The sequence below is a fragment of the Thalassotalea loyana genome (genome assembly GCF_030161435.1).
GTDB lineage: Bacteria > Pseudomonadota > Gammaproteobacteria > Enterobacterales > Alteromonadaceae > Thalassotalea_G > Thalassotalea_G loyana.
The window spans coordinates 1,059,676-1,081,988 of sequence record NZ_BSSV01000001.1 but is presented as its reverse complement, the minus strand read 5'-3'; the positions used below and the strand labels follow the sequence as shown (position 1 = coordinate 1,081,988).

The window sequence follows — 22,313 nt, the reverse complement described above, 5'->3', positions numbered from 1 at the left end:
GAAATGGAGGGTACTATGGCAAATTTTATAGATCGTAGATTAAATGCCAAGAATAAAAGTACCGTAAACAGACAACGCTTTATCAGGCGCTACAAAAACCAGATAAAGCAATCTGTTGAAGGCGCGATTAACAAACGAGGCGTTACCGATGTTAGCTCCGGCGAAGATGTATCTATCACCAAGAAAGATCTGTCGGAACCAGCTTTTCACCGCGGTAAAGGTGGTGTGCGAGATCAAGTTCATCCGGGAAATGATCAATTCAGCCCTGGTGACAAAATACCTCGTCCACAAGGTGGCCAAGGGCAAGGTAGCGGAGAAGGTAACGCAAGTAATGATGGAGAAGGCGATGATGATTTCGTTTTCTCAATTTCAAAAGACGAGTACTTAAATATCTTGTTTGAAAATCTCGAGTTACCAAACTTGGAGAAAAATCAGCTAGATAAACTCATCGAGTACAAAACAGTGCGCAATGGGTACTGCGCCGAGGGTGTACCGGCAAATATTGACATTGTGAAATCGTTACAAGGCTCTATCGCCCGCAGAATTGCAATGACAAGTAGCAAGCGCAGAGAGCTTAAAGCGTTAAAGGCACAGCTTTGTGAATTAAATGATTCTCCGATAGACAATAGCCAAGAGAAACAGAGACTTCATGCAGATATAGAAGCACTTGAAGCAAAAATAGCTAAAGTGCCTTTTATTGATAGCTTTGATTTACGTTATCGAAATTACGCAAAACAGGCTGTTCCAACCTCAAAAGCAGTTATGTTTTGCTTAATGGACGTATCAGGCTCTATGGACCAAGCGACTAAAGATATCGCAAAACGGTTCTACATTTTGTTATACCTTTTTCTAACAAAAACTTACAAGTCAATTGACGTCGTCTATATTCGTCATCACACCCAAGCAAAAGAAGTCGATGAACAAGAGTTTTTCTACTCTCAAGAAACGGGTGGCACGATAGCATCAAGCGCATTAGAGCTTATGAAGGAAATAATAGAGCAACGCTACAACGATTCACAATGGAATATTTATGGTGCTCAGGCTTCAGATGGCGACAACTGGGCAGATGACTCCCCTTATTGCAAACAATTGCTTGAAAAGGATTTAATGCCAAAATGCCGCTATTTTAGCTATATCGAAATCACTCAACGCGCCCACCAAACGCTCTGGCAACAATATGAGTTATTGCAAAAGTCTACCTCTCACTTTGCTATGGCTCATATAAAAACGGTTGAAGATATTTACCCAGTATTTAGAGAGTTGTTTAGCAAAAAATCAGCTCAAGCAGCTTAAGGAGACTGATCATGGCTAACACCTACCCATTAGATGATGGTCCAGATTGGACATTTCCGTTACTACAAACTTATCAAGATGAAATTGCAAGGGTTGCTGAACACTACCGATTAACGACCTACCCTAATCAGATAGAAGTGATTACCGCCGAGCAAATGATGGACGCATATGCGAGTATCGGCATGCCTATTGGTTACAACCATTGGACATTTGGTAAAAAATTTATTGAAACTCAACAAACCTATAAACGTGGTTATATGGGGCTTGCTTATGAGATTGTTATTAACTCCGATCCTTGTATCGCATACTTAATGGAAGAAAACTCGATGACAATGCAGGCTTTAGTGATGGCACACGCTTGTTATGGTCACAACTCCTTCTTCAAAAACAACTACTTATTTAAATCATGGACGGATGCAAGTTCGATCATCGACTACCTTTTATTCGCTAAAAGCTACGTCGCAAAATGTGAACAAAAGTACGGTATAGATGAGGTTGAAACCTGCTTAGATGCATGTCACGCGCTGATGAATCACGGTGTAGATCGTTACAAACGTCCCCAAAAACTGTCTTTAGATGAAGAATTGAAACAGCAAGAGGCAAGAGCAGAATATTTGCAGTCTCAGGTCAACCTATTATGGCGAACTTTGCCAGAGCAAGAATCACACGCTGCGACAAAGGAGAAGAAGTTCCCGAGAGAGCCACAGGAAAACATACTATATTTCATCGAGAAAAACGCTCCTTTATTGGCACCATGGCAACGTGAATTAGTACGTATCGTAAGAAAAATATCCCAGTATTTTTATCCACAAAAACAGACACAAGTTATGAATGAGGGGTGGGCCTGTTTTTGGCACTACACTATCCTCAATCATTTATATGACGAGGGAAAAGTAACCGACAAATTCATGATGGAATTTTTGCACAGCCACACTAGTGTTGTAGCTCAGCCCAGTTATAACAGTAAATTTTATTCTGGAATCAACCCGTACGCATTAGGTTTCAATATGTTCATGGACATTAAAAGAATTTGTCTGGAACCTACTGATGAGGACAAGTATTGGTTTCCTGAGATTGCAGGAAGTGACTGGCTAGAAACCTTGCACTTTGCAATGGAGAATTTTAAAGATGAAAGCTTCATCTTGCAGTATCTATCACCAAAATTGATGCGTGACATGAAGTTCTTTAACATTCATGACGATCAGCATAACAGTTATGTTGAAGTCAGTGCGATTCACAATGAGGCTGGATATAAAGAGATACGTAGTAAACTATCACAACAATACAACTTAAGTATTCTTGAATCTAATATTCAAATCACAGAAGCGGATGTAAATGGCGATCGCTCGTTAACACTGTGCTATACGCCTCAAAATCAAGTTCCACTGGCGAATACACATCAAGAAGTACTAAAACATCTTCATTATTTATGGAAGTTTGACGTAAAACTTGTCGAAGACATTGGCAGTGGTCAGGTTAAGACGCTTTCTCAATGGCCAGAAAAAGAGTCAAAAAAAGCGAGCTGAGCTCGCTTTTTTCTTATCGGGTTAGACTTATTCGCTTATTCAGATAATTCTTTTAAAACATCTTCTTTTAGCTCTAACCAAAGGCGTCCAGATTCAATACCGTACTTACGAACCGCAAATACCGCTTCATCGAACTCACCTTTTTGCGCTAATTCCATTAAACGTTGATAATACTTACGTGAAATATCTCGACCTTTTGGATTTTCAAAATACAAACCACCTAATCGAGAATATAATCCCGCAAAGCCATTAAGTATTAATAAGTAAATAGGGTTGCCAGAAGCTACTGCAAGCTCCTTATTGAGGCGATAATCAAATTCCGCGAACGCTTCACCTTCGTCGGCGACACTTTGATACGCTTCTAATAGCTCAATTGTTTTTTCAGGATTATTTTTAATCGCACCACGTACGTAAATAGCACTAATGTTGGTGCGCGCCGACATCAGGTTGTCAACAAGGTCAGGAATCCCATCTTGATCAAGTTGTGCCAATGTTTCTAAAATATTTAAGCTAGAGGTTTCCCAAAAATCGTTAACTTTTGTTGGCTTTCCGTGTTTTATTGTTAACCAACCATCACGAGCTAAACGCTGTAAAACTTCACGCAATGTTGTGCGGGTTACACCGATTAATTCTGACAATTCTCGCTCCGCCGGCAAAATTGAGCCTGGCGGGAAGCCCCCATTCCAAATAGATTCAACTATCCACTGCTCAGCAAAACCTGCAGGACTTTGTGCTTTAATTACCATGCGGTATTTTAAACCCTTTATTATTTTAACGATTCAACTGATTGTACCAGAAGATAACTTTCAAACAAGTTTGATAAAATTTATTAACCTTATTTTTCATATATGGTACGTTGTCTCTTGTTTATACTATTAAAATTCTAAAATATAGTATGATATATTGATAATAAAGTCGGACTCGCCATTGAGTATCGACAAACACTAATAAATAAAGGTCTAACATGCAGCAATCATTTATGAGTGCTTTTTATAAAAACTTTTTAGGTAACTCGCCTGAATGGTATAAAAAAGCGATCATTTTCTTTTTATTCCTAAACCCTATTCTGTACTTTTATGTCGACCCGTATATTGCTGGCTGGGCATTAGTATTAGAGTTTATTTTCACGCTAGCAATGGCACTAAAATGTTATCCATTACAGCCTGGGGGCTTATTAGCGATAGAGGCAGTGATTATTGGTATGACATCACCATACCAAGTAATGCATGAAATTGTCCTTAATATTGAAGTACTTCTGCTATTAATTTTCATGGTAGCGGGTATTTACTTCATGAAAGACTTACTCCTGTTTTTATTTACTAAAATAATTACAAAAGTCCGCTCTAAGAAAGCAGTTGCGCTTTTATTTTGTTTCTCAAGTGCCTTTTTATCAGCCTTCCTAGACGCTTTAACTGTTATTGCTGTTATCATTAGTGTCGCCGTCGGCTTCTACTCGGTTTACCACAAAGTAGCGTCCGGCAAACAGACCCACCATGATGACCATGACCATACGCACGACCAAGAAGTGACTGAATATTCTCGAGAAGATTTAGAACAGTTCCGTGCATTTTTACGAAATATTATGATGCACGCAGGTGTGGGTACAGCACTAGGTGGCGTATGTACTATTGTTGGTGAACCGCAAAACTTAATCATTGGTCAACAAGCAGGCTGGCAATTCGTTGAGTTCGCGATACGCATGTCACCGGTGACTTTCCCGGTATTAATTGCTGGTTTAATTACGTGTTATGCATTAGAAAAACTTAAATGGTTTGGTTACGGTGTTGAAATTCCTGAAAACGTATTAAACGTTTTAAAACAGTTTGACCAAGAGAAATCTCAACGCCGCACAAAACAAGACAATGTGAAACTTGTTATGCAAGGTATCGTTGGCCTTTGGTTGATTGTTGCACTTGCACTTCATTTAGCTGCTGTTGGACTTATTGGTTTAACCGTTATTATTCTAGCAACATCGTTTACTGGTGTGACAGAAGAGCATCAGATTGGTCATGCATTTGAGGAAGCGCTACCGTTTACCGCCCTATTAGCCGTTTTCTTTGCTGTTGTTGCCGTTATTATCGACCAACAATTATTTACGCCGGTCATTACTTGGGTATTAGGTTTCGAAGGTAATATGCAGCTCGTGATGTTCTACCTAGCCAATGGTTTCTTATCAATGGTAAGTGACAACGTATTCGTAGGTACCGTATACATCACAGAAGTTAAGAAAGCACTATTAGCTGGACAAATCACTCGTGATCAGTTCGACTTATTAGCTGTTGCAATCAACACAGGTACAAACCTACCGAGTGTTGCAACGCCAAACGGTCAAGCAGCGTTCCTATTCTTATTGACCTCTGCTTTAGCGCCTCTAATCAGACTTTCATATGGTCGTATGGTAATCATGGCTTTCCCATACACTATCGTGTTAACGATTGTTGGTTTAATCACAATTCAATCAGGCCTATTGCAGAGTGAAACTGATGCGTTCTACGAACGTGGCTGGATTAAGCACCACACAGTAGAAGAAGCAATGGAGAGCGCACCAAGCGCTCACTAGAAAAACAATGTTTAAAAAAGCGCCTTAGGGCGCTTTTTTCACGATAAAAGTAATAACAGGAACATCAGTGAAATTCTTTGCAAATTTACATAACAATCCGCAAGCGTGGCTTCTATTAGCTTTTAGCGCGTTGGTTTTTGAGGGTTGCGCACTTTACTTTCAGTATATTCTTAACTTAGAACCATGCATTATGTGCATCTACCAGCGTGTCGCTGTGTTTGGTGTATTATTTGCCGGTATTATTGGTTTTATTGGCAGTGACAATATCGTGACTCGAACGTTAGCATTTTTAACGTGGGGAGTGAGCGCTATATGGGGCCTCATCATTGCCTTAGAACATGTCGAAATGCAAACCTCGACTATGTCATTCTTATTTAGCTGTGAAGTCGTACCAAACTTCCCAAGTTGGGCACCATTACATGAGTGGTTACCAAGCATTTTCGCCGCAACAGGTGACTGTGGAAAGATAAGCTGGGAGTTTTTGGGTTATTCTATGCCACAATGGATGGTCGTGGTTTTTGCAGCATACAGCCTTATTTGGTTGGTAGTCACGGCAAGTTGTTTAAAGGTGAATAAAAAGCTATAGCCTTTACGAATAAAAAAAGCACGCAAAGCGTGCTTTTTTTATAAGCTCACCATTATCAATATGGTGCCAAGGAAAATAGCGAAGATGCCAACATACCTAAACCCTCTTCCTAATTTGGCCGTCAACTGAGCGAACTTTCTGTGACGGCGCTCACCAATCAATACCAAAAATAGGCTGACAAAACATAACAACCAGCCTAAAAATTCTACTATTAAATACCAACGTCCCGAATTAGCTACTAATAGAAACATCAACCCAATAACAAAACGCGTCGTTATTTCAAAGCCATGGAACCAAGTTTTCTGGCTAAACACCATGAGTTGGCAAGCAAACCTTTCAGGCTTTAAAAACATAAAAAGCCCAAATCCAAGCATGCCTGCCCCCAACAATGCCACTAATAGCATATGTCTATACTTACTCAGTTAACATGAAATAACTCACGGTCGACACGACAACAACGGTAATCAAACTTAAAACAAAACCTTCTCGTACCATTTCTTTGATTTGCACTTTGCCGGTTCCGTAGACAATTGCGTTAGGTGCAGTCGCCACAGGCAACATAAATGCGCAACTAGCACAAATCGTCGCAGGTACCATTAACAGAAGCGGATCGTAGCCTAATGATGTTGCGGTTACACCTAAAATAGGTAACAACAAAGTCGCCGTCGCAGTGTTACTTGTAATTTCTGTAAGGTAAGTAATCACTAAACAGATAATCACGATAAGTAAAAATATATTAATGTCAGCAAAAGACGTTAACCACTGCCCAAGTAGATCACTCAACCCAGAAGCAACAAAACCTTTGGCTATAGCAATACCACCAGCAAACAGTAATAACATTCCCCATGGAATTGTTTGAGCTGTTTGCCAATCAAGTAGTCGGCCTTTTTTACCATCAGGCACAATAAACATGATCACCACCGCAGCAAGTGCGACTGTGCTATCACCGATACCAGAAAGCCCCAATAAGCCAGTCCAACCGCCAAATGGTTCTTGACGGGTTATCCACGCCAAAGCCGTTAAGCCAAAAACAATCAGAACGCGTCGTTCAGCTATCGTCCAGGCTTTGAGTTCTGGTAGTGATAACGTCAGCTTGTTCTTGACGTGACGAGTTAACCACAACGCCATCAGTGGCAGCGCAATAATGACGACAGGAACACCAACCTTCATCCATGACAAGAAGCCCATCTCTTGCCCCGTAATCTCCTGGTAAAGCGCCATGAAAATTACATTAGGTGGCGTACCTATCGGTGTTGCAACGCCTCCTAAACTCGCCGCATAGGCAATACCTAACACGAGTGCTATAGAAAGCCGATGATCATTTACACTCTTTAGAATTGCAAGCGCAATAGGCAGCATTATCAAGGTTGTCGCGGTATTCGAAATCCACATACTCAAAATAGCTGCGGCTAACATAAAAGCAAAAACGAGCCGTTTACCGCTTGATAAACCAACAAGATTTATCATGTAGATTGCTAGCCTTTCGTGGACATTACTTTTCTCAAGGGCCTTAGATAGCATAAAAGCCCCCATCAAAAGTAGAATCACATGGCTGCCAAGAGAGGACGCCACCGTGCGATGATCAACGATGCCAAATAGCGGTAACAACGCAAAAGGAATTAAGGATGTAGCAGGAATGGGAATCGCTTCACTCACCCACAAAATAACGGTCAGCAAGGTAATACTTGCGGCTATTGCTGGTTTGCTTTCTAAACCGACCAGTGTCAGTGCAAAGTAGAAGCAAAATGCAGCAATAGGCGCTATAACGATGTAAAAATTGTTATTTTTGAGCAAGTTCATGAATACTACTAACCACTTCAACATTTTCTTGCCAACGACTATTTGTTGCCATTTGAGACCAATCAAGTCCTTGCTTTGCCACTAACTTGGCAAGACGCTGTTCGGACTTGTTATCAACAACAAGATTCGCATTATCAATGATCTCAATGCTCGCTTTTCGGCTATTACATACAAGTAACATGTCGCAACCAGCTGCTTGAGCTGCCTCAGCTCTTTCCACATAGCCACCTATGTAATGAGCGCCAGCCATGGTTAAATCATCACTAAAGATTACACCATCAAAACCTAACGAATTTCTCAATACATCTTTTATCCAATACTTTGAGAAGCCTACTGCATCAGCATCCACACTTGGGTAAATCACATGAGCAGGCATTATTGCATCCAGCTTATTTTGCTGAATAAGTTGCGTAAATGGCACCATATCTGTCGAGAAAATCGTTGATTTTTCACGCTTATCTATTGGGAGGGCAATGTGAGAATCTTCTTTTACACTGCCATGACCAGGAAAATGCTTTCCTGTTGATTTCATACCAGCATCATGCATCCCTTGAATGAATTGCTGTGCGATTGATGCCACCGCTTGTGGTTCATGATGAAACGCTCTATCGCCAATTACATCACTGATGTGATTAATATCAAGTACAGGTGCAAAGCTAATATCGATGCCGACTGAAACCACCTCCAGTGCCATAACATAACCGCAGGCATATGCATATTGTTGAGACGTCGCTAGTGATTCCCCGCTGGAACGCCATAAATCATACATTGCAGGGATAGCAGTAAATTGATCTCTAAAGCGCTGGACTCGGCCGCCTTCGTGATCAACGGCGATAAGTATTGGTTGCTTGGCGGCTTTACGAATTTCACTCGTTAATTGAGCGACTTGCTGTGGAGATTGGTAGTTTCGACTGAAAAGAATAATGCCACCAACAAGCGGGTGCTGCAGTAGCTCTTTATCTTCCTGTGATAATGACGTGCCATGCACATCAATCATTAAAGGTCCCATCTTGGTCCTTCCTGTTATTATTAGATGACAAAGAAAGCAAGATTTCTGTTGAATACAATTAAGCTATTTTGATAACAAAGCCTTCAAAAGTTTTAAATTGAACCAATGAAAAGGCTCACCATTAAGCCTTTTACATGGAGAAATGAAGTCAACAAATCTATGCTTTCGATAAAACTTAGTAAGCATTTTGCCTAAATCACATGCGTAAATAAACTTATTTAATGTGAAGTCAGCTTATTTTTGTTGAATTGGTGCACCGACGCCTGCTGCAACATAAGGGATCAGCTTTTCGATGACGTCTTCGATATTAATATGTTGGCCGTAATCGTTTTGCGCAATATCGATTAACGCATCACTCGATGACATGGTAAAAACAACGGTTCCCATAGTGAAATGCAAACGCCAAAACATTTCTTCAGGTTCTAATTCTGGGTAAGCTTTTTGAACTGCCGCGATAAAGCTCTCAATGACTTGAGGATATTTGGTGGTTAAAAACCAACGCAGGAATCCTTGTGAATCTGTATATCCTCGTCCTAGAAGCTGTAGGAAAATAGACGTGCCATTTTCACGAAACGTATTTAATGCAAGAAGCGGCTCGACAAACGCAGAGAACACCTCTATCAATGTTGGTTTATCTTTAGCCTGTACACTCGTTAATGTTGTCATTAAACGAGGAGAAAGTTCATTCATGTACCTAGACATCACAGCTTTAATGAGTTCTCTCTTAGAACCAAAGTGATAATTTACGGCTGCTAAGTTAACCTCGGCTTGGCTAGTAATTTCTCTTAAAGAAGTGCCATTGAAGCCGTTATCAGAAAAAAGCTTTTCCGCTGCATCCAGTATTTTTTCTTTGGTACTCATTAACTAATATAACCCTACTGCGTTTTAAACATTTAGTTTAAACAGATGTTTTAGTTATTACAACACGTTGTTATTTTCCTAGAATCAGAAATTTTTTAAATTTTTTTTGAATTCTTTTGAACTTTCTAAAAAACCATGACTCCTAGTTAACAGTGAACGTATTCCTTGATGCCTGATCTGTCAATTAGCATGAATGAGATTTTGCTTCACACGTATATTCGACATATTTATTCTCGCTTAAATTATTCGAATAATACATTGTTATACTCCCTTATTATAAAGCTCGAATTTTCGAGCTTTTTTTTTGCTTGATTATAAAGGATTACACTTCTTAACGTTTTACCTACAGTATTAAACGCGTTAGTTGGTTACTATTTTCCCATCTTATTGAGGTCAACACCCCTTAAGACAAAATTTTGTTATACTCTCCCTTATTGACAGCTCATCACTTTGATGAGCTTTTTTTTGCGCTTTACATTTTGCTAATTGCCTATTGAAGTTGGCAATACATCTGTTAACACTTGAATACAAGATTCTTCAAGAAAGCTCTGACGAACCGTTTTATGATTACCTTGCTTTTAACCCAACCAATTTGAAAGCATTTGATACTCTCTTTTCACTCACCCTCTCGGTGAGCGTTTTTTATTTGGCAACCTAATCATTTTCAGGCTTAGTCAGTTACCCTGCTTGTACATTTTTTAGCACTTATTAAACAGACATTAACGATAGTTGTACTTATCATTAACTTGCTTTTCAAACCCTATGAAAGCAATTGATACTCTCCTTATTATGCTCATCTTTGCGATGAGCTTTTTTTTAAAAAAATAAGGCCAAGTTACACATTTAAACAAACTACACACAGTAAAAAACAAGCAATCCATCTAATATTTACTCATCTTATTTAGGTCGACACCTTTTAAGACAATTTTGTTATACTCTCCCTTATTGACGGCTCATCATTATTGATGAGCTTTTTTTTTAGCTGACTTTTTCCACTCATAAACTGGTAATTTTCGCTAGCTAGAGCTAATAAAGACAATACGTTATACTCCTTTTGACAATTAAAATAACAAGATAGAAGCTCATGAAAAAAACAATCAAACTGTCAGGGATTGCCACGGCACTACTTTTGTCAATTACAGGATGTAATAACTCAACCGAAAACACGCAACAAGTTAGTCAATCAGCAACAACACAACCCCAGCAATTGACGCAACAAGACGCTCAAGATTTTTTGCAAGAAGTAGAAGCTCAAATGACAGCATTAATCATTGAGGCCTCTAGAGCAGAATGGATCTATCAAAACTTTATTACCGAAGATACGAGTTCCCTAGCATCTGAGCAAAATCAACGATACACCGAAGCCGGCGTAAAATATGCGATGGAAGCCGCTAAATTTGATGATGTTGATGTTACACCTGAACAGCGAAGAAAGCTGAACATATTAAAACAGAGCTTAGTAATACCAGCACCGCAAGACTCTGCCAAATCAGCAGAGCTGGCTAAGTTAGCTGCGGATATGGGAAGCATATACGGTAAAGGTACCTACACAACAAAAACAGGTGAAAAGCTAAGCCTTGTTGATATGTCGGCCAAAATGGCAAGTTCACGTGACTATGATGAGCTACTAGAGTTATGGCAGGGGTGGCGAACCGTTAGCCCTGAAATGAAGCCTTTATACAGCCGACAAGTCGACTTAGCTAACGAGGGAGCACAAGGGCTTGGATATAAGGACCTTGGCGCAATGTGGCGTTCAAACTACGACATGACACCTGATGAGTTTGCAATAGAGCTTGATAGGCTGTGGGGGCAAGTTAAACCACTATATGACGACCTTCATTGTTATGTTCGTGCCGAATTAGGCAAAGAATATGGAGAAGACAAAGTTCCTCAAGATGGTCCTATCCCTGCTCACCTTCTTGGCAATATGTGGGCTCAACAATGGGGTAACATCTACGATCTCGTTGCTCCTGAGAATGCTGATCCAGGCTATGACGTAACAACCCAGCTTGCTGCACATAATTACGATGAAATAAAAATGGTAAAAGGCGCAGAGAACTTTTTTACCTCGTTAGGTTTCGAGCCATTACCAGAAACATTTTGGAGTCGTTCGTTATTTACTAAGCCGAAAGACCGCGACGTAATGTGCCATGCATCTGCATGGAGTTTGGATACGCAAGACGATATTCGTATTAAAATGTGTATCCAGAAAACTGGTGAAGATTTTTCTACCATTCACCATGAATTAGGCCATAACTTTTACCAACGCGCGTATAAGAATCAATCTGTATTATTTCAAAATAGTGCTAATGATGGATTCCACGAAGCGATTGGCGATACTATTGCACTATCGGTTACGCCAAAGTACTTGAAAGAAATTGGTTTAATTGACAGCATTCCTGATGAATCGAAAGACATAGGTCTTTTGATGAAGATGGCGTTGGACAAAGTTGCTTTTATTCCTTTTGGCTTGCTTGTCGATCAATGGCGTTGGAAAGTATTTTCAGGCGAGATTTCACCTGAAAACTACAATAAAGCATGGTGGGAATTACGCGAGAAATATCAAGGGGTATCCGCACCAATTGCTCGTGATGCAGAAGCATTTGATCCTGGAGCAAAGTACCATGTTCCTGCAAATACTCCATACTCTCGCTACTTCTTAGCACACATTCAACAATTTGAATTCCATCGTTCATTATGTGAACTTGCAGGTAATACTGAAGCGATACATCGCTGTTCGATATACCAGAGTAAAGTAGCAGGCGAAAAGCTAAACTCTATGCTTGAGATGGGTTCAAGTCGCCCTTGGCAAGAAGCTTATAAAGTGGTGACAGGAAATGAACAGATGGATGCAACAGCTATCTTGGATTACTTTGCACCTTTACATACGTGGCTAAAAGATAAAAATAAAAATCGTCAATGTGGTTTTTAGTTTAAATAAAAAACCGTAAATTGAAAAAGGTAAGGCATAATGCCTTACCTTTTTTTTCCTATTCTTGTTCTTCAATTTCGTCTAAATCAATTTCGTCCAGCGACTCTAGATAATCATCAAGTTCTGCCTCTTCGTCTTCATCGACGAAAACTGGAGGATTTCCATCATACACACGAAATAGCATATTTTGATAGTAACTGGTTTTTACAAACTGATATGAATCAACCGAATTATCAATAATTTGCTCTCGTTCGCCAAAATCAGCACGCGCCTCTAATCCAATAATCGCTCGTCTGAAAATTCCAGGCCAAAACGCTAGATCTCCTATCGGGAAATAGCTGTGATCAATAAAATCACCGACTTCTTCGCGAACTGATGACGGCCCTAGCACAGGTATCATTAGATAAGCACCGTCACCAACGCCATAAGTTGCAAGTACCTCACCAAACTCTTCTTGGCTTTGTTCAAGCTCAAAGTCGCTCGCAGGATCATAGAAGCCTAGCAACCCAACAGTCGAATTAATAATAAATCGTCCTGCGTCATTACCAGCAGCCTTAAATTTACCTTGCAACAAATTGTTGATCATTGAAGAAGGCTCATTAAGGTTTTCAGCCATATTCAATAACCCTTCACGCATAAACATCGGCATAATAGCAACGTAGGCGTTTGTTACTGGGCGCGTAACGTATTTATCAGCATATTCCCATGTAAATACCCATAAAGGACGGTTAATTGACTCTAAAGGGTCATTTATCTCAGCCGCAGGTGCATCTTGTTGCTCAGGCGTACTTGAACAACCTACAGACAAGATTGAAAACGCTAAGACAAAAAAAGTTGATATGGTGGACTTCGTTAAAGCCTCAAATTTAATCATGACACAATCCAATACTTTCGATAACGGTGAAGTTTATCACGTTGGGATTTTTGTTAAAAAAGAATTAATAACTATCTTATGCTTAATTGTAAAAATTAGTAAATGAACACTAAAACTTTTTACGTGCATGAACAGACAGCAGCATCTCGGCCTCGGCACGAGGAATTTCGCACTCTTGGACGATTTCCTCAACATCGGCACCTTTTTGAGCGAGCTTTAATGCCCGAGCATAAAACTTATCTTCAGGTGTTTGATGTTCGATAGACAACAGCTTTTCCTCTAACTGTGCAAGTTGCTGTTTTAATGTTGCTATTCTGTGTTCCAATTGCTTTGAAACTTGATTGTTTTCACTGAAGTGCTCAGACTCTTGTTCTGATAACTGCTGGTAAGATTGTTCTAATGAGGCTAGGGATTGAGTTTGCTGGTTGAATAACGAGTCTTGTACGTTTTGCTTATCCTGAATACTGGAAAGTGTTGCTTTTTGTTTGATGAGCAATACAAAAAGCAATACAACCAGTAAAGCAAGTACTATTAAGGCGACTAATTCAACCGATATCATAAGACGTCCAATTCTTATTTCATCAATAAGAAATAGCTTGAGCAGTATTAGAACTGTTTAAGCTCATCCCACTCATCATCAGTAAGTAACTTATTTAAATCGACTAAAATAAGTAGCTCGCCATCACGGTTGGATACACCTTGAATGAACTTAGCACTTTCGTCGTTACCCACATTAGGTGCTATATCGATTTCTGAAGCTTTCAAATAAACAACCTCAGCAACACTGTCGACCATAATACCAATAACTTGCTTTTCAGCTTCAATAATAACGATGCGGGTGTTATCAGTAACTTCACCTGCTTCTAAGCCAAATCTTGCGCGAGTATCTATGACGGTAACAACATTACCACGTAAGTTGATAATACCAAGTACATAGCCAGGAGCGCCTGGAACGGGTGCGATCTCTGTATGACGTAATACTTCTTGAACTTGCATTACGTTGATACCGTATGTTTCGCTATCCAATTTAAATGTTACCCACTGTAGAACCTCATCATTATCTACAGCGTCATTAGAAGTGCGTCTTTCGTCAGACATACTACTCGTCCTCAATTAAAATTTGTCTTATACATCAAAGATATTCTATCAATGTATTATAGTTTAGTCATGATTAATATTTACGCCATCTTCTAGTAGATCTATTAACGAATCCACGTCGAGTAATGCGCACATTTTATCCTTCACTAACCCTGCTAACCATTTTCGTTTAGAAGGATTGTCGAGCCATTTAACATCATCATGTTGTAACGTAACTGTGTCTACTAGGTGTTCTGCGGCCAATCCCCAGTCACTATCATTTAACATGATAACATACTGATATTTAATACTATCTAGCAATTCCTGATTGCATTTTTCTGGCATAACCCACATCGCGGTATCAACCACATTAATGTTTTGTTCTCTGTGAACCATTACGCCTTTATACCAATTAGGTTTACCCATCAACGTGTTGGTTTTTTCGATGTGATGAATGCCACCTAATTCAATTAAAGGTACTGCAACGGTCAAGCCTGCGACCTCAAAAAACATTGCCTGAAAACTATCTCGATTAACTGATTTAGTTGGAGATGTTCCAGCTGCTCTACTTTTACGTGTTTTAACAGGCGCAATTTGTAAATCATCTACTGGTTCAGGCGCTCTCTCATCGTGAGGATGACGAGATAGCGGCATAGCGGCATTGTCTTGCTTTGCTAAATTTACTTTATCGAGCAGTGACTCAAGCTGCTTGTCTTTGGCCTGCTTTTCAAGTTCATCGATACTATTTTTTTCTTCAGCTACATCCGTTAATAACTCAGACAAATAGTTTTTCATTATTTTGTTGCTTGCCGATAATGATTTACTCATGATGCCTTCACTTTTGTCTGTTTGAGTAAGTAAGTTAATAACGTTTTATACGCATAGACGCCACGCGTGTTCATTGCATAATCCGACGGTACTTTTTGAGCTAAGCTCGCATTTCTAAAGTTGGTATCAATAGGAATTACCCCTTGCCATACACTATTGGGGTAGGTTTCTTGTAACTTTTTATAAGATAAGATTGACGCCTTGGTCCTTTTGTCGAACATCGTCGGGACGATAGTATAAGTAAACTCAGATTCTTTTTCAGTTTGCATCATCTCTAAGGTCCGCATCATTCGATCTAAACCTTTAAGCGCTAAAAACTCTGTTTGTACTGGTACGATAATTCGCTCTGATGCCGCTAGTGCATTGACCATCAAGACGCCCAAAATTGGCGGGCAGTCCATTAACACAAAGTCATATTCGTTAGATATTTTGGCAAGCGCCTTTTTTAATACCAGGCCCATACCACCTTTTGAACCAAGTGCTCTATCTAACGTCGCCAGCCCCATCGTCGCTGGCAAAATATCAATATTACTGTACTGAGTAGGACAGAGACTCTGTAGTATCTGTTCTTTAGTTGAGTCTTGAACAAACAAGTCATAAACGCTCAAATCTAAGTCTTCTGACTCTATGCCAAAATAATAACTTAGCGATGCATGAGGATCGGTGTCAACCAATAGCACTTTGTAGCCCATTGACGCCAAGAGACCACCAAGTGTTATCGTTGTTGTGGTTTTACCAACACCACCTTTCTGATTTGCTACTGTCCAAACAACCAAAAGTGTTCCTAGTTTTAATTATTCTGATTATCATCATCACGAGTGGTAATTCGAATACCACCGTTTTCTAATTCAATAACTCTAATTTTATTGCCTTGTTGAGCAGAATCAACTTCTTGTTTAATCGCATCGATATCTTTTACACTAATCGAGGGTGTATCAAGCACATTTTCGCGCTCTAAGCCATATTTTGAAATGGCGATAACAACGCGCCTGTTTTGCAACCTAGCATCATCCGTATCATTTTCTACCTTAGGAGAGTATTGGCCATAACCCTCTATGGCCATTCTTGCTGGCACTATTTCCTGTTCTTCCAACAACCTCAATATCGCCACTGCACGCGCGACACTGAGTTCCCAATTGGACTCAAAAACTTCTGTATTGATCGGTTGATCATCGGTATACCCTCGTACCCTAAGATAATTCGTCACATCTTTAATTATAGGCGTAATTGCCGAGAGAATCGTGTCCGCATTGTTCGTTGCAGACGCACTACCACTAGGAAACAATAAACCGCTACTTAACTCTATTTCTAGCCATTCACCGTTAACTTCAAGTTCGGCGTAACCTGCTTCAACGAGTTCGAATAACGCCGTATGAAGCTCCTCTTCAAGAGATTCTAAGTTAGTGCCAATTTCGCTCTCCTCGATATTCGACAATTCATTTTCACCATCGGTGAGCTCTGGTCCTGCTTCTTCTAAAATCCCATCACCATATAACCGAGTGTCTGATTTCCTCGAATTAACGGGTAGAATATCGTCGCCTTGGCCTCTATTTTTTGTTTGCTCTTCTTCGGATTGAAACACACGCCCTATAGAGTCCGTCATCGTTTCAAATGGCTCTTCATGAATAATAGCCATCGCATATAAGACAACAAATAAAGCAAAAAGTAATGTCATATAGTCGGCATAAGAAATAAGCCAACGATGAACATTATCATTATTTACTTCGTGCCGATCACTATGAAAGCGTCTCATTTTACTAACCTAAATGCAGAGAGTTTATTCTCTATTGCATGCGGGTTTTCACCTAAGACAATCGCAGTAAGACCCTCTAAAATCATCTCGCGATACAAGGTTTCTTGATGAATAATCGAACGTAGCTTGTTCGCGATTGGTAAATAAATTAGGTTAGCAAAACCTACACCGTAAATTGTTGCAACAAACGCAGTCGCGATACCGTGCCCCAATAGCTCTGGATTATTTATATTTACCATTGCATGGATTAATCCTAGAACAGCTCCTAAAATACCGATAGTTGGGCTATAGCCCCCCATCGATTCAAAAACATTTGCCGCTCGCAGGTTATGTTCTCGGTATAAATCCAAGTCTAACTCTAAAGATTCTTTAAAATTGTCAACTTCCACACCGTCAACAAGTAGGTTTAATCCTTTGTTGATAAAAGGATCAACTTCATCTAGTGCAATATTTTCAAGCGCAAGATAACCGGATTCTCGTGACATGATTGACCAAGAAACAATGTCTTGAATACCTTTATCAACGTCGAATTTCGGTGGAGTGAATACCCATTTTAAAATAGTAATCGCGTGGACAAATTCAGTTCTTGAAGACTGCAACATAACAGCCCCAATTGTACCACCCACGACGATTATAAATGCTGGAAACTGAAGCAGTGAGGTTATTGAACCACCATCAATAGCATAACCAAGATATATAGCAACAACCGCAATGATAAGCCCAGCAATACTGAGTTTATCCATTGCCAGTTTCCTTTAATATAGCCGATGAAAATTCATTAAGTGGTAGTGATAATTCTGACAAACCAGCCGTAGTAACGGCCTGTGGCATGCCATAAACAACGCAAGATTGTTCGTCTTGCGCCCAAATTGTTGCGCCTTTACTCTTTAACATACGAGAACCTTCCCTTCCATCATGGCCCATCCCCGTTAAAATCACCGCTAATACATCACCTTGGTAAACTTTTGCGGCTGAGCCAAAACTAATATCAACACTAGGCTTATATGTCAGTCTTTCGCTGTCATCTTCTAGTATCTTAATCTTCTTAGCATTTTCCGTACCAGTGATGATCATTTGCTTACCACCAGGTGCTAAATATGCACAACCAGGCTTGAGCATATCGCCATCCTCTGCTTCTTTAATGTTAATCTGGCAAAGGTTATTTAAACGGTTAGCAAATGCAGCGGTAAAGGCTGCAGGCATGTGCTGCACTAAAATAATAGGTAAAGGGTAGTCCTGAGGAAGTTTTGTCAGGATAGTCTGCAAAGCAATAGGCCCACCCGTAGAAGTACCTATCGCAAGTAATTTGTATGTTTTATCGGTTTTGACACGGTGGTTACTCGGCGAAAAAGCAGGTGTTGGTCGAGTTTTTGACGCTAATGTTGAGTTTGCCTGCTGTGCCTGTGATTTTCGAGTGACAATACCAGCAGAGGTTGAGCGTCTCATCGACACTCGTCTTCTTGCAAGTTGCTGCACTCGTTGCTTTAACAAAGCACCTGCATCATCATTATTGGCAGCGATTTCATTAAATTTCTTAGGTAAGAAGTCTAGCGCACCTGCATCGAGAGCATCTAAGGTTGCTTTGGCGCCTTGGTGAGTCAATGATGAAAACATCAAAATCGGTGTAGGACATTGGGCCATAATTTGTTTTACAGCATCAATACCGTTTAACACCGGCATTTCAATATCCATGGTGATCACGTCTGGCTTTAAGGTACTAGCTTTCTCAACGGCTTCCTTACCATTAACGGCAACATCAATAACTTCTAGATTTGCTTCACTATTAAGAATATCTGATACACGTCGACGAAAAAAACTTGAATCATCAACAACTAACACCTTGTAAGCCATTTATTATCTCTATCTTATGCGCCCAGCTTTTTGTGGACGTTTGACTTTTTCGCGTAGTACTTAAGCATATTTGGTACATCAAGAATGAGCGCGATACCACCATCACTAGTAATTGTCGCACCTGCCATACCAGGCGTACCGTGTAACAATCGATCTAATGGCTTGATTACCACTTCTTCTTGTCCGATTAGACTGTCGACGACAAAACCAATTTGTTGCGTTCCAAGCTGGACAATCACTACATGCCCTTTATCTCTTGGTTTATCTTCAATATCTTTCACTAACCATTGATCTAAGTAGAACAGTGGAATAGCTTTTTCTCGAACAATAATGGTCAGTTGACCGTCTACCATATTAGTATTGGTCAAATCTAAATGGAAAATTTCGTTCACGCCAGCTAATGGCAACGCAAACGTTTGTTCTCCAACGACTACCATCAAGGTCGGTAAGATCGCCAGCGTTAGTGGTACTTTGATTTCTAATACAGTCCCTTTACCTAACTCAGAATCAATATTTACCGTACCATTGAGCTGCGTAATTTTTGTCTTAACAACGTCCATGCCGACACCGCGGCCAGACACTTCAGAAATTTCGGTTTTAGTCGAAAAGCCAGGTGCAAAAATTAAATTAAACGCTTCTTTTTCAGGCATACGAGCTGCTGCTTCCGCATCTAGTACCCCTCGTTCAATAGCAATATCTTTTAACTTATCGGCATTCATACCTGCACCATCATCTTTGATAGTCAGTAAAATATGATCGCCTTCTTGAGAAGCAGATAAGATTACCGTTCCTTCTCTTGGTTTACCATTGGCTTCACGAGTATCTGGCTCTTCAATGCCATGGTCCACAGAGTTGCGAACCAAGTGAACTAGTGGATCGGCAAGTGCCTCTACCAAGTTTTTATCTAAATCGGTTTCTTCACCTTCTAAGATAAGTTTGATTTCTTTCTTTAAACTACGCGCAAGGTCACGTACAACGCGAGGGAAGCGGCCAAAAACTTTTTTGATTGGCTGCATGCGCGTTTTCATTACCGCACCTTGTAAGTCGGTAGTTACGGCATCTAAATTCGAAACAGCTTTAGTAAGCTCTTCATCCTCTTTAGTCAGACCTAAACTGGTTAAACGGTTACGCACCAATACTAATTCGCCGACCATATTCATGATCTGGTCAAGACGCTTAGTATCTACACGAACAGTAGTTTCACCTTGAGGGCTAGCACTTTGGCCAGCCTTTTTGTCCGCCCCCGCTTTGGCTGCTGGCTTAGCTGCTGCCTTCGCTGCTGGTGCTTTTGCAGCTGGTTTAGCTGCAGGGGTTGGTGTCTTTGCAACAGGAGTTGGTTTCGGTGCAGGAGTCGGTGTAGCCGCTGGTGTTGGCGCCGAAGCTGCTGCTTTAGGTCCTTGACCTTTTCCGTGAAGCTCGTCTAATAGCGCTTCAAATTCATCGTCATTAATTTCATCCGAGTTTGAGGCCGGAGCCGCAGAAGCTTGTCCTGCATTAGATGATGAAAACGCACCTTGACCATGCAGTTCATCCAGTAGCGATTCAAACTCATCATCAGTGATTTCGTCAGAAGGTTGAATGCCCGATTCTTTTTGTGCAGGTGCTGTGTCAGCTGGCTTAGGTGAACCACCAGAACCATGCAATTGGTCGAGCAGTGCTTCGAATTCGTCTTCAGTCATCTCGTCAGAAGATCCCGCTTCAGCGCTAGCTACTGGAGCTGGTTCCGGCGTTGGCTCAGGTTCAGCGATAACCTCTACTGCCCGCTCAGGTTCCTCACCTTCTGGAGCACTTAATCTGTGTAATTCTTCGAGCAATACAGGATCAGCAGCATCAATTTCTTCGCGATTTTGCACTTGTGCAAACATCTCGTTAATTGTATCTAACGCCTGTAAAATTATGTCCATCAATTCTGGAGTTACTTTGCGCTGACCTGTTCGTAAAATATCGAACACGTTTTCAGCACCGTGACAGGCATCCACTAAGTTAGTTAGTGATAAAAAGCCTGCTCCCCCTTTCACCGTATGAAAGCCACGGAAGATTGCGTTTAATAAATCCGCATTATCAGGATCATTCTCTAGCTCAACAAGCTGCTCGGAGAGCAACTCAAGAATTTCGCCAGCCTCAATTAAAAAATCCTGTAGTATTTCTTCATCTGCTTCGAAGGACATAATTCGAACTTCCCCTTAGAATCCTAAGCTTGATAATAGGTCATCAACATCATCTTGACCTGAAACAACGTCATCGCGTGCTTCAGTATTAACTATAGGCCCTTCTACCAAGTTTTCTCCAACACTTGGTTTTGCGACCGTTTCTTGACCATCAGCTTTGTTAACACCAAACATGGTTAACATATTGATTAAACTATCTTCTACTTCTCTAACAAGATCAATAACTTTGCGAATAACTTGACCCGTTAAATCTTGGAAGTCTTGCGCCATCAATACATCGGTCATCAATGCATGAATATGTTCAGCTTCTTTGTCGGTTGTCACCAACAATGCGTCAATTTCATGGCATAATGATTTGAACCCTTCTAGCTCAAGCTGGTTCTTCATCAACTTTTGCCATTGTGGTTTCACGTTACTGACTTGTGATTGCACCTTATCTAGTACAGGAAAAATAGATTCAACTGCGTCCATGGTCTTATTCGCAGCTTCTTCTGTTCGCTCGATAACGTAATTTAATCGCTCTTTTGCGTCAGGAATATCTGCAGTCGCAAGGTCATTGAGGCGAGTATCAATTTGGAAGTTCATTAACGAGTCATGTAGTTGACGAGTCAACTTACCAATCTCTTCAAAAAGCTCGGTATTGATCGGTGTTTGAACATCAGCAATTAGCTGATCCGCTTCGTCATTTTGACCAGCTTCTAAGTAAGCAACCAATTGCTTTGCTTGTTCTAGCGAAATTAAAGCGCTCATTTAAACACTCCTATTGTTTAACCAACATTCAGTCGTGTTTATTAAGCTAAGCGTTCAAAAATTTTGTCTAGCTTAGTTTTCAATGTAGCAGCAGTAAACGGCTTAACAATGTAGCCATTAACACCAGCTTGTGCAGCCATCACGATTTGCTCTTTTTTCGCTTCCGCAGTAACCATTAACACAGGGATATGAGCTAACTTTTCATCGGCTCTGATAGCACGAAGTAAATCAATACCTTGCATACCAGGCATATTCCAGTCAGTTACCACGAAGTCAAAATCGCCGCCTTGTAACATAGGCAAAGCAGTTGAACCGTCGTCAGCTTCTTGAATATTGGTAAAGCCTAAATCACGTAATAAATTTTTCACAATACGTCTCATTGTCGAAAAGTCATCAACAACAAGCACTTTCATATTTTTATCCAAGGCACCCTCCGAAAGAGTCT

Annotated in this window: 21 protein-coding genes; 5 read left to right on the top strand and 16 right to left on the bottom strand. The window is 40.4% G+C overall.

Annotated elements, in window-relative coordinates; genetic code table 11:
- Nucleotides 1-15: 15 nt before the first annotated feature.
- Both QQK05_RS04750 and QQK05_RS04745 read left to right on the top strand, forming a co-directional pair.
- On the top strand, nucleotides 16-1,293 hold the full coding sequence (locus QQK05_RS04750) for a YeaH/YhbH family protein (RefSeq protein ID WP_284296316.1): 1,278 nt from the start codon (nucleotides 16-18) through the stop codon (nucleotides 1,291-1,293).
- 11 nt (nucleotides 1,294-1,304) lie between these two features.
- The gene (locus QQK05_RS04745; protein WP_284296315.1) at nucleotides 1,305-2,819 is read left to right on the top strand and encodes a SpoVR family protein; all 1,515 of its coding nucleotides are present in this window, start codon (nucleotides 1,305-1,307) and stop codon (nucleotides 2,817-2,819) included.
- 35 nt (nucleotides 2,820-2,854) lie between these two features.
- Here QQK05_RS04745 and fadR read toward each other — a convergent pair whose 3' ends face one another.
- Nucleotides 2,855-3,565: a fatty acid metabolism transcriptional regulator FadR gene (gene fadR, locus QQK05_RS04740; protein WP_284296313.1), complete on the bottom strand. Its 711-nt coding sequence runs from the start codon at nucleotides 3,563-3,565 to the stop codon at nucleotides 2,855-2,857.
- 218 nt (nucleotides 3,566-3,783) lie between these two features.
- On the opposite strand from fadR, the gene nhaB reads away from it, so the two are divergent.
- Both nhaB and dsbB read left to right on the top strand, forming a co-directional pair.
- A complete protein-coding gene (gene nhaB, locus QQK05_RS04735) occupies nucleotides 3,784-5,379 on the top strand; it encodes a sodium/proton antiporter NhaB (protein ID WP_284296312.1) in 1,596 nt (531 codons plus the stop codon).
- 67 nt (nucleotides 5,380-5,446) lie between these two features.
- Nucleotides 5,447-5,965, top strand: a complete 519-nt coding sequence (gene dsbB, locus QQK05_RS04730; RefSeq protein ID WP_284296311.1) for a disulfide bond formation protein DsbB — start codon at nucleotides 5,447-5,449, stop codon at nucleotides 5,963-5,965.
- Between the two features lie 38 nt (nucleotides 5,966-6,003).
- Here dsbB and QQK05_RS04725 read toward each other — a convergent pair whose 3' ends face one another.
- From QQK05_RS04725 to QQK05_RS04710, 4 genes are all read right to left on the bottom strand, one after another.
- On the bottom strand, nucleotides 6,004-6,369 hold the full coding sequence (locus QQK05_RS04725) for a hypothetical protein (RefSeq protein ID WP_284296310.1): 366 nt from the start codon (nucleotides 6,367-6,369) through the stop codon (nucleotides 6,004-6,006).
- 10 nt (nucleotides 6,370-6,379) lie between these two features.
- Nucleotides 6,380-7,765: an SLC13 family permease gene (locus QQK05_RS04720; protein ID WP_284296309.1), complete on the bottom strand. Its 1,386-nt coding sequence runs from the start codon at nucleotides 7,763-7,765 to the stop codon at nucleotides 6,380-6,382.
- On the bottom strand, nucleotides 7,746-8,762 hold the full coding sequence (nagZ, locus tag QQK05_RS04715) for a beta-N-acetylhexosaminidase (protein WP_284296308.1): 1,017 nt from the start codon (nucleotides 8,760-8,762) through the stop codon (nucleotides 7,746-7,748). The genes QQK05_RS04720 and nagZ overlap by 20 nt, the downstream gene beginning before the upstream one ends.
- A gap of 246 nt (nucleotides 8,763-9,008) precedes the next feature.
- Entirely contained in the window at nucleotides 9,009-9,635 is a 627-nt protein-coding gene (locus QQK05_RS04710) for a TetR/AcrR family transcriptional regulator (protein ID WP_284296307.1), read from the bottom strand.
- A gap of 1,084 nt (nucleotides 9,636-10,719) precedes the next feature.
- On the opposite strand from QQK05_RS04710, the gene QQK05_RS04705 reads away from it, so the two are divergent.
- Nucleotides 10,720-12,567 carry a M2 family metallopeptidase gene (locus tag QQK05_RS04705; RefSeq protein WP_284296306.1) on the top strand — a complete coding sequence of 616 codons (1,848 nt, stop codon included), beginning with the start codon at nucleotides 10,720-10,722 and terminating at the stop codon, nucleotides 12,565-12,567.
- A gap of 58 nt (nucleotides 12,568-12,625) precedes the next feature.
- On the opposite strand, the gene QQK05_RS04700 is transcribed toward QQK05_RS04705, so the two are convergent.
- From QQK05_RS04700 to cheY, 11 genes are all read right to left on the bottom strand, one after another.
- Nucleotides 12,626-13,441, bottom strand: coding sequence for an MlaA family lipoprotein (locus QQK05_RS04700; protein ID WP_284296304.1), 816 nt, complete (start codon nucleotides 13,439-13,441; stop codon nucleotides 12,626-12,628).
- Nucleotides 13,442-13,550: 109 nt separating this feature from the next.
- Nucleotides 13,551-14,000 (bottom strand): DUF2802 domain-containing protein, encoded by a 450-nt coding sequence (locus QQK05_RS04695; RefSeq protein WP_284296303.1) that lies wholly within the window; start codon nucleotides 13,998-14,000, stop codon nucleotides 13,551-13,553.
- 47 nt (nucleotides 14,001-14,047) lie between these two features.
- Complete coding sequence (locus tag QQK05_RS04690; protein ID WP_284296301.1) at nucleotides 14,048-14,539, bottom strand: chemotaxis protein CheW; 492 nt, start codon at nucleotides 14,537-14,539, stop codon at nucleotides 14,048-14,050.
- A gap of 63 nt (nucleotides 14,540-14,602) precedes the next feature.
- On the bottom strand, nucleotides 14,603-15,346 hold the full coding sequence (locus QQK05_RS04685) for a chemotaxis protein CheW (protein WP_284296300.1): 744 nt from the start codon (nucleotides 15,344-15,346) through the stop codon (nucleotides 14,603-14,605).
- Nucleotides 15,343-16,122, bottom strand: a complete 780-nt coding sequence (locus QQK05_RS04680) for a ParA family protein (RefSeq protein ID WP_284296299.1) — start codon at nucleotides 16,120-16,122, stop codon at nucleotides 15,343-15,345. The genes QQK05_RS04685 and QQK05_RS04680 overlap by 4 nt, the downstream gene beginning before the upstream one ends.
- Nucleotides 16,123-16,136: 14 nt before the next feature.
- Nucleotides 16,137-17,099, bottom strand: coding sequence for a flagellar motor protein MotB (locus tag QQK05_RS04675; protein WP_284296298.1), 963 nt, complete (start codon nucleotides 17,097-17,099; stop codon nucleotides 16,137-16,139).
- Nucleotides 17,096-17,842 (bottom strand): flagellar motor protein, encoded by a 747-nt coding sequence (locus QQK05_RS04670; protein ID WP_284296297.1) that lies wholly within the window; start codon nucleotides 17,840-17,842, stop codon nucleotides 17,096-17,098. Before QQK05_RS04670 ends, QQK05_RS04675 begins: the two co-directional genes overlap by 4 nt.
- Complete coding sequence (locus tag QQK05_RS04665; RefSeq protein WP_284296296.1) at nucleotides 17,835-18,950, bottom strand: protein-glutamate methylesterase/protein-glutamine glutaminase; 1,116 nt, start codon at nucleotides 18,948-18,950, stop codon at nucleotides 17,835-17,837. Before QQK05_RS04665 ends, QQK05_RS04670 begins: the two co-directional genes overlap by 8 nt.
- Before the next feature lie 14 nt (nucleotides 18,951-18,964).
- Nucleotides 18,965-21,118: a chemotaxis protein CheA gene (locus QQK05_RS04660; protein ID WP_284296294.1), complete on the bottom strand. Its 2,154-nt coding sequence runs from the start codon at nucleotides 21,116-21,118 to the stop codon at nucleotides 18,965-18,967.
- 15 nt (nucleotides 21,119-21,133) lie between these two features.
- Nucleotides 21,134-21,868 (bottom strand): protein phosphatase CheZ, encoded by a 735-nt coding sequence (locus tag QQK05_RS04655; protein ID WP_284296292.1) that lies wholly within the window; start codon nucleotides 21,866-21,868, stop codon nucleotides 21,134-21,136.
- A gap of 41 nt (nucleotides 21,869-21,909) precedes the next feature.
- Nucleotides 21,910-22,293 (bottom strand): chemotaxis response regulator CheY, encoded by a 384-nt coding sequence (gene cheY / locus QQK05_RS04650; RefSeq protein ID WP_193023680.1) that lies wholly within the window; start codon nucleotides 22,291-22,293, stop codon nucleotides 21,910-21,912.
- Nucleotides 22,294-22,313: the final 20 nt, after the last annotated feature.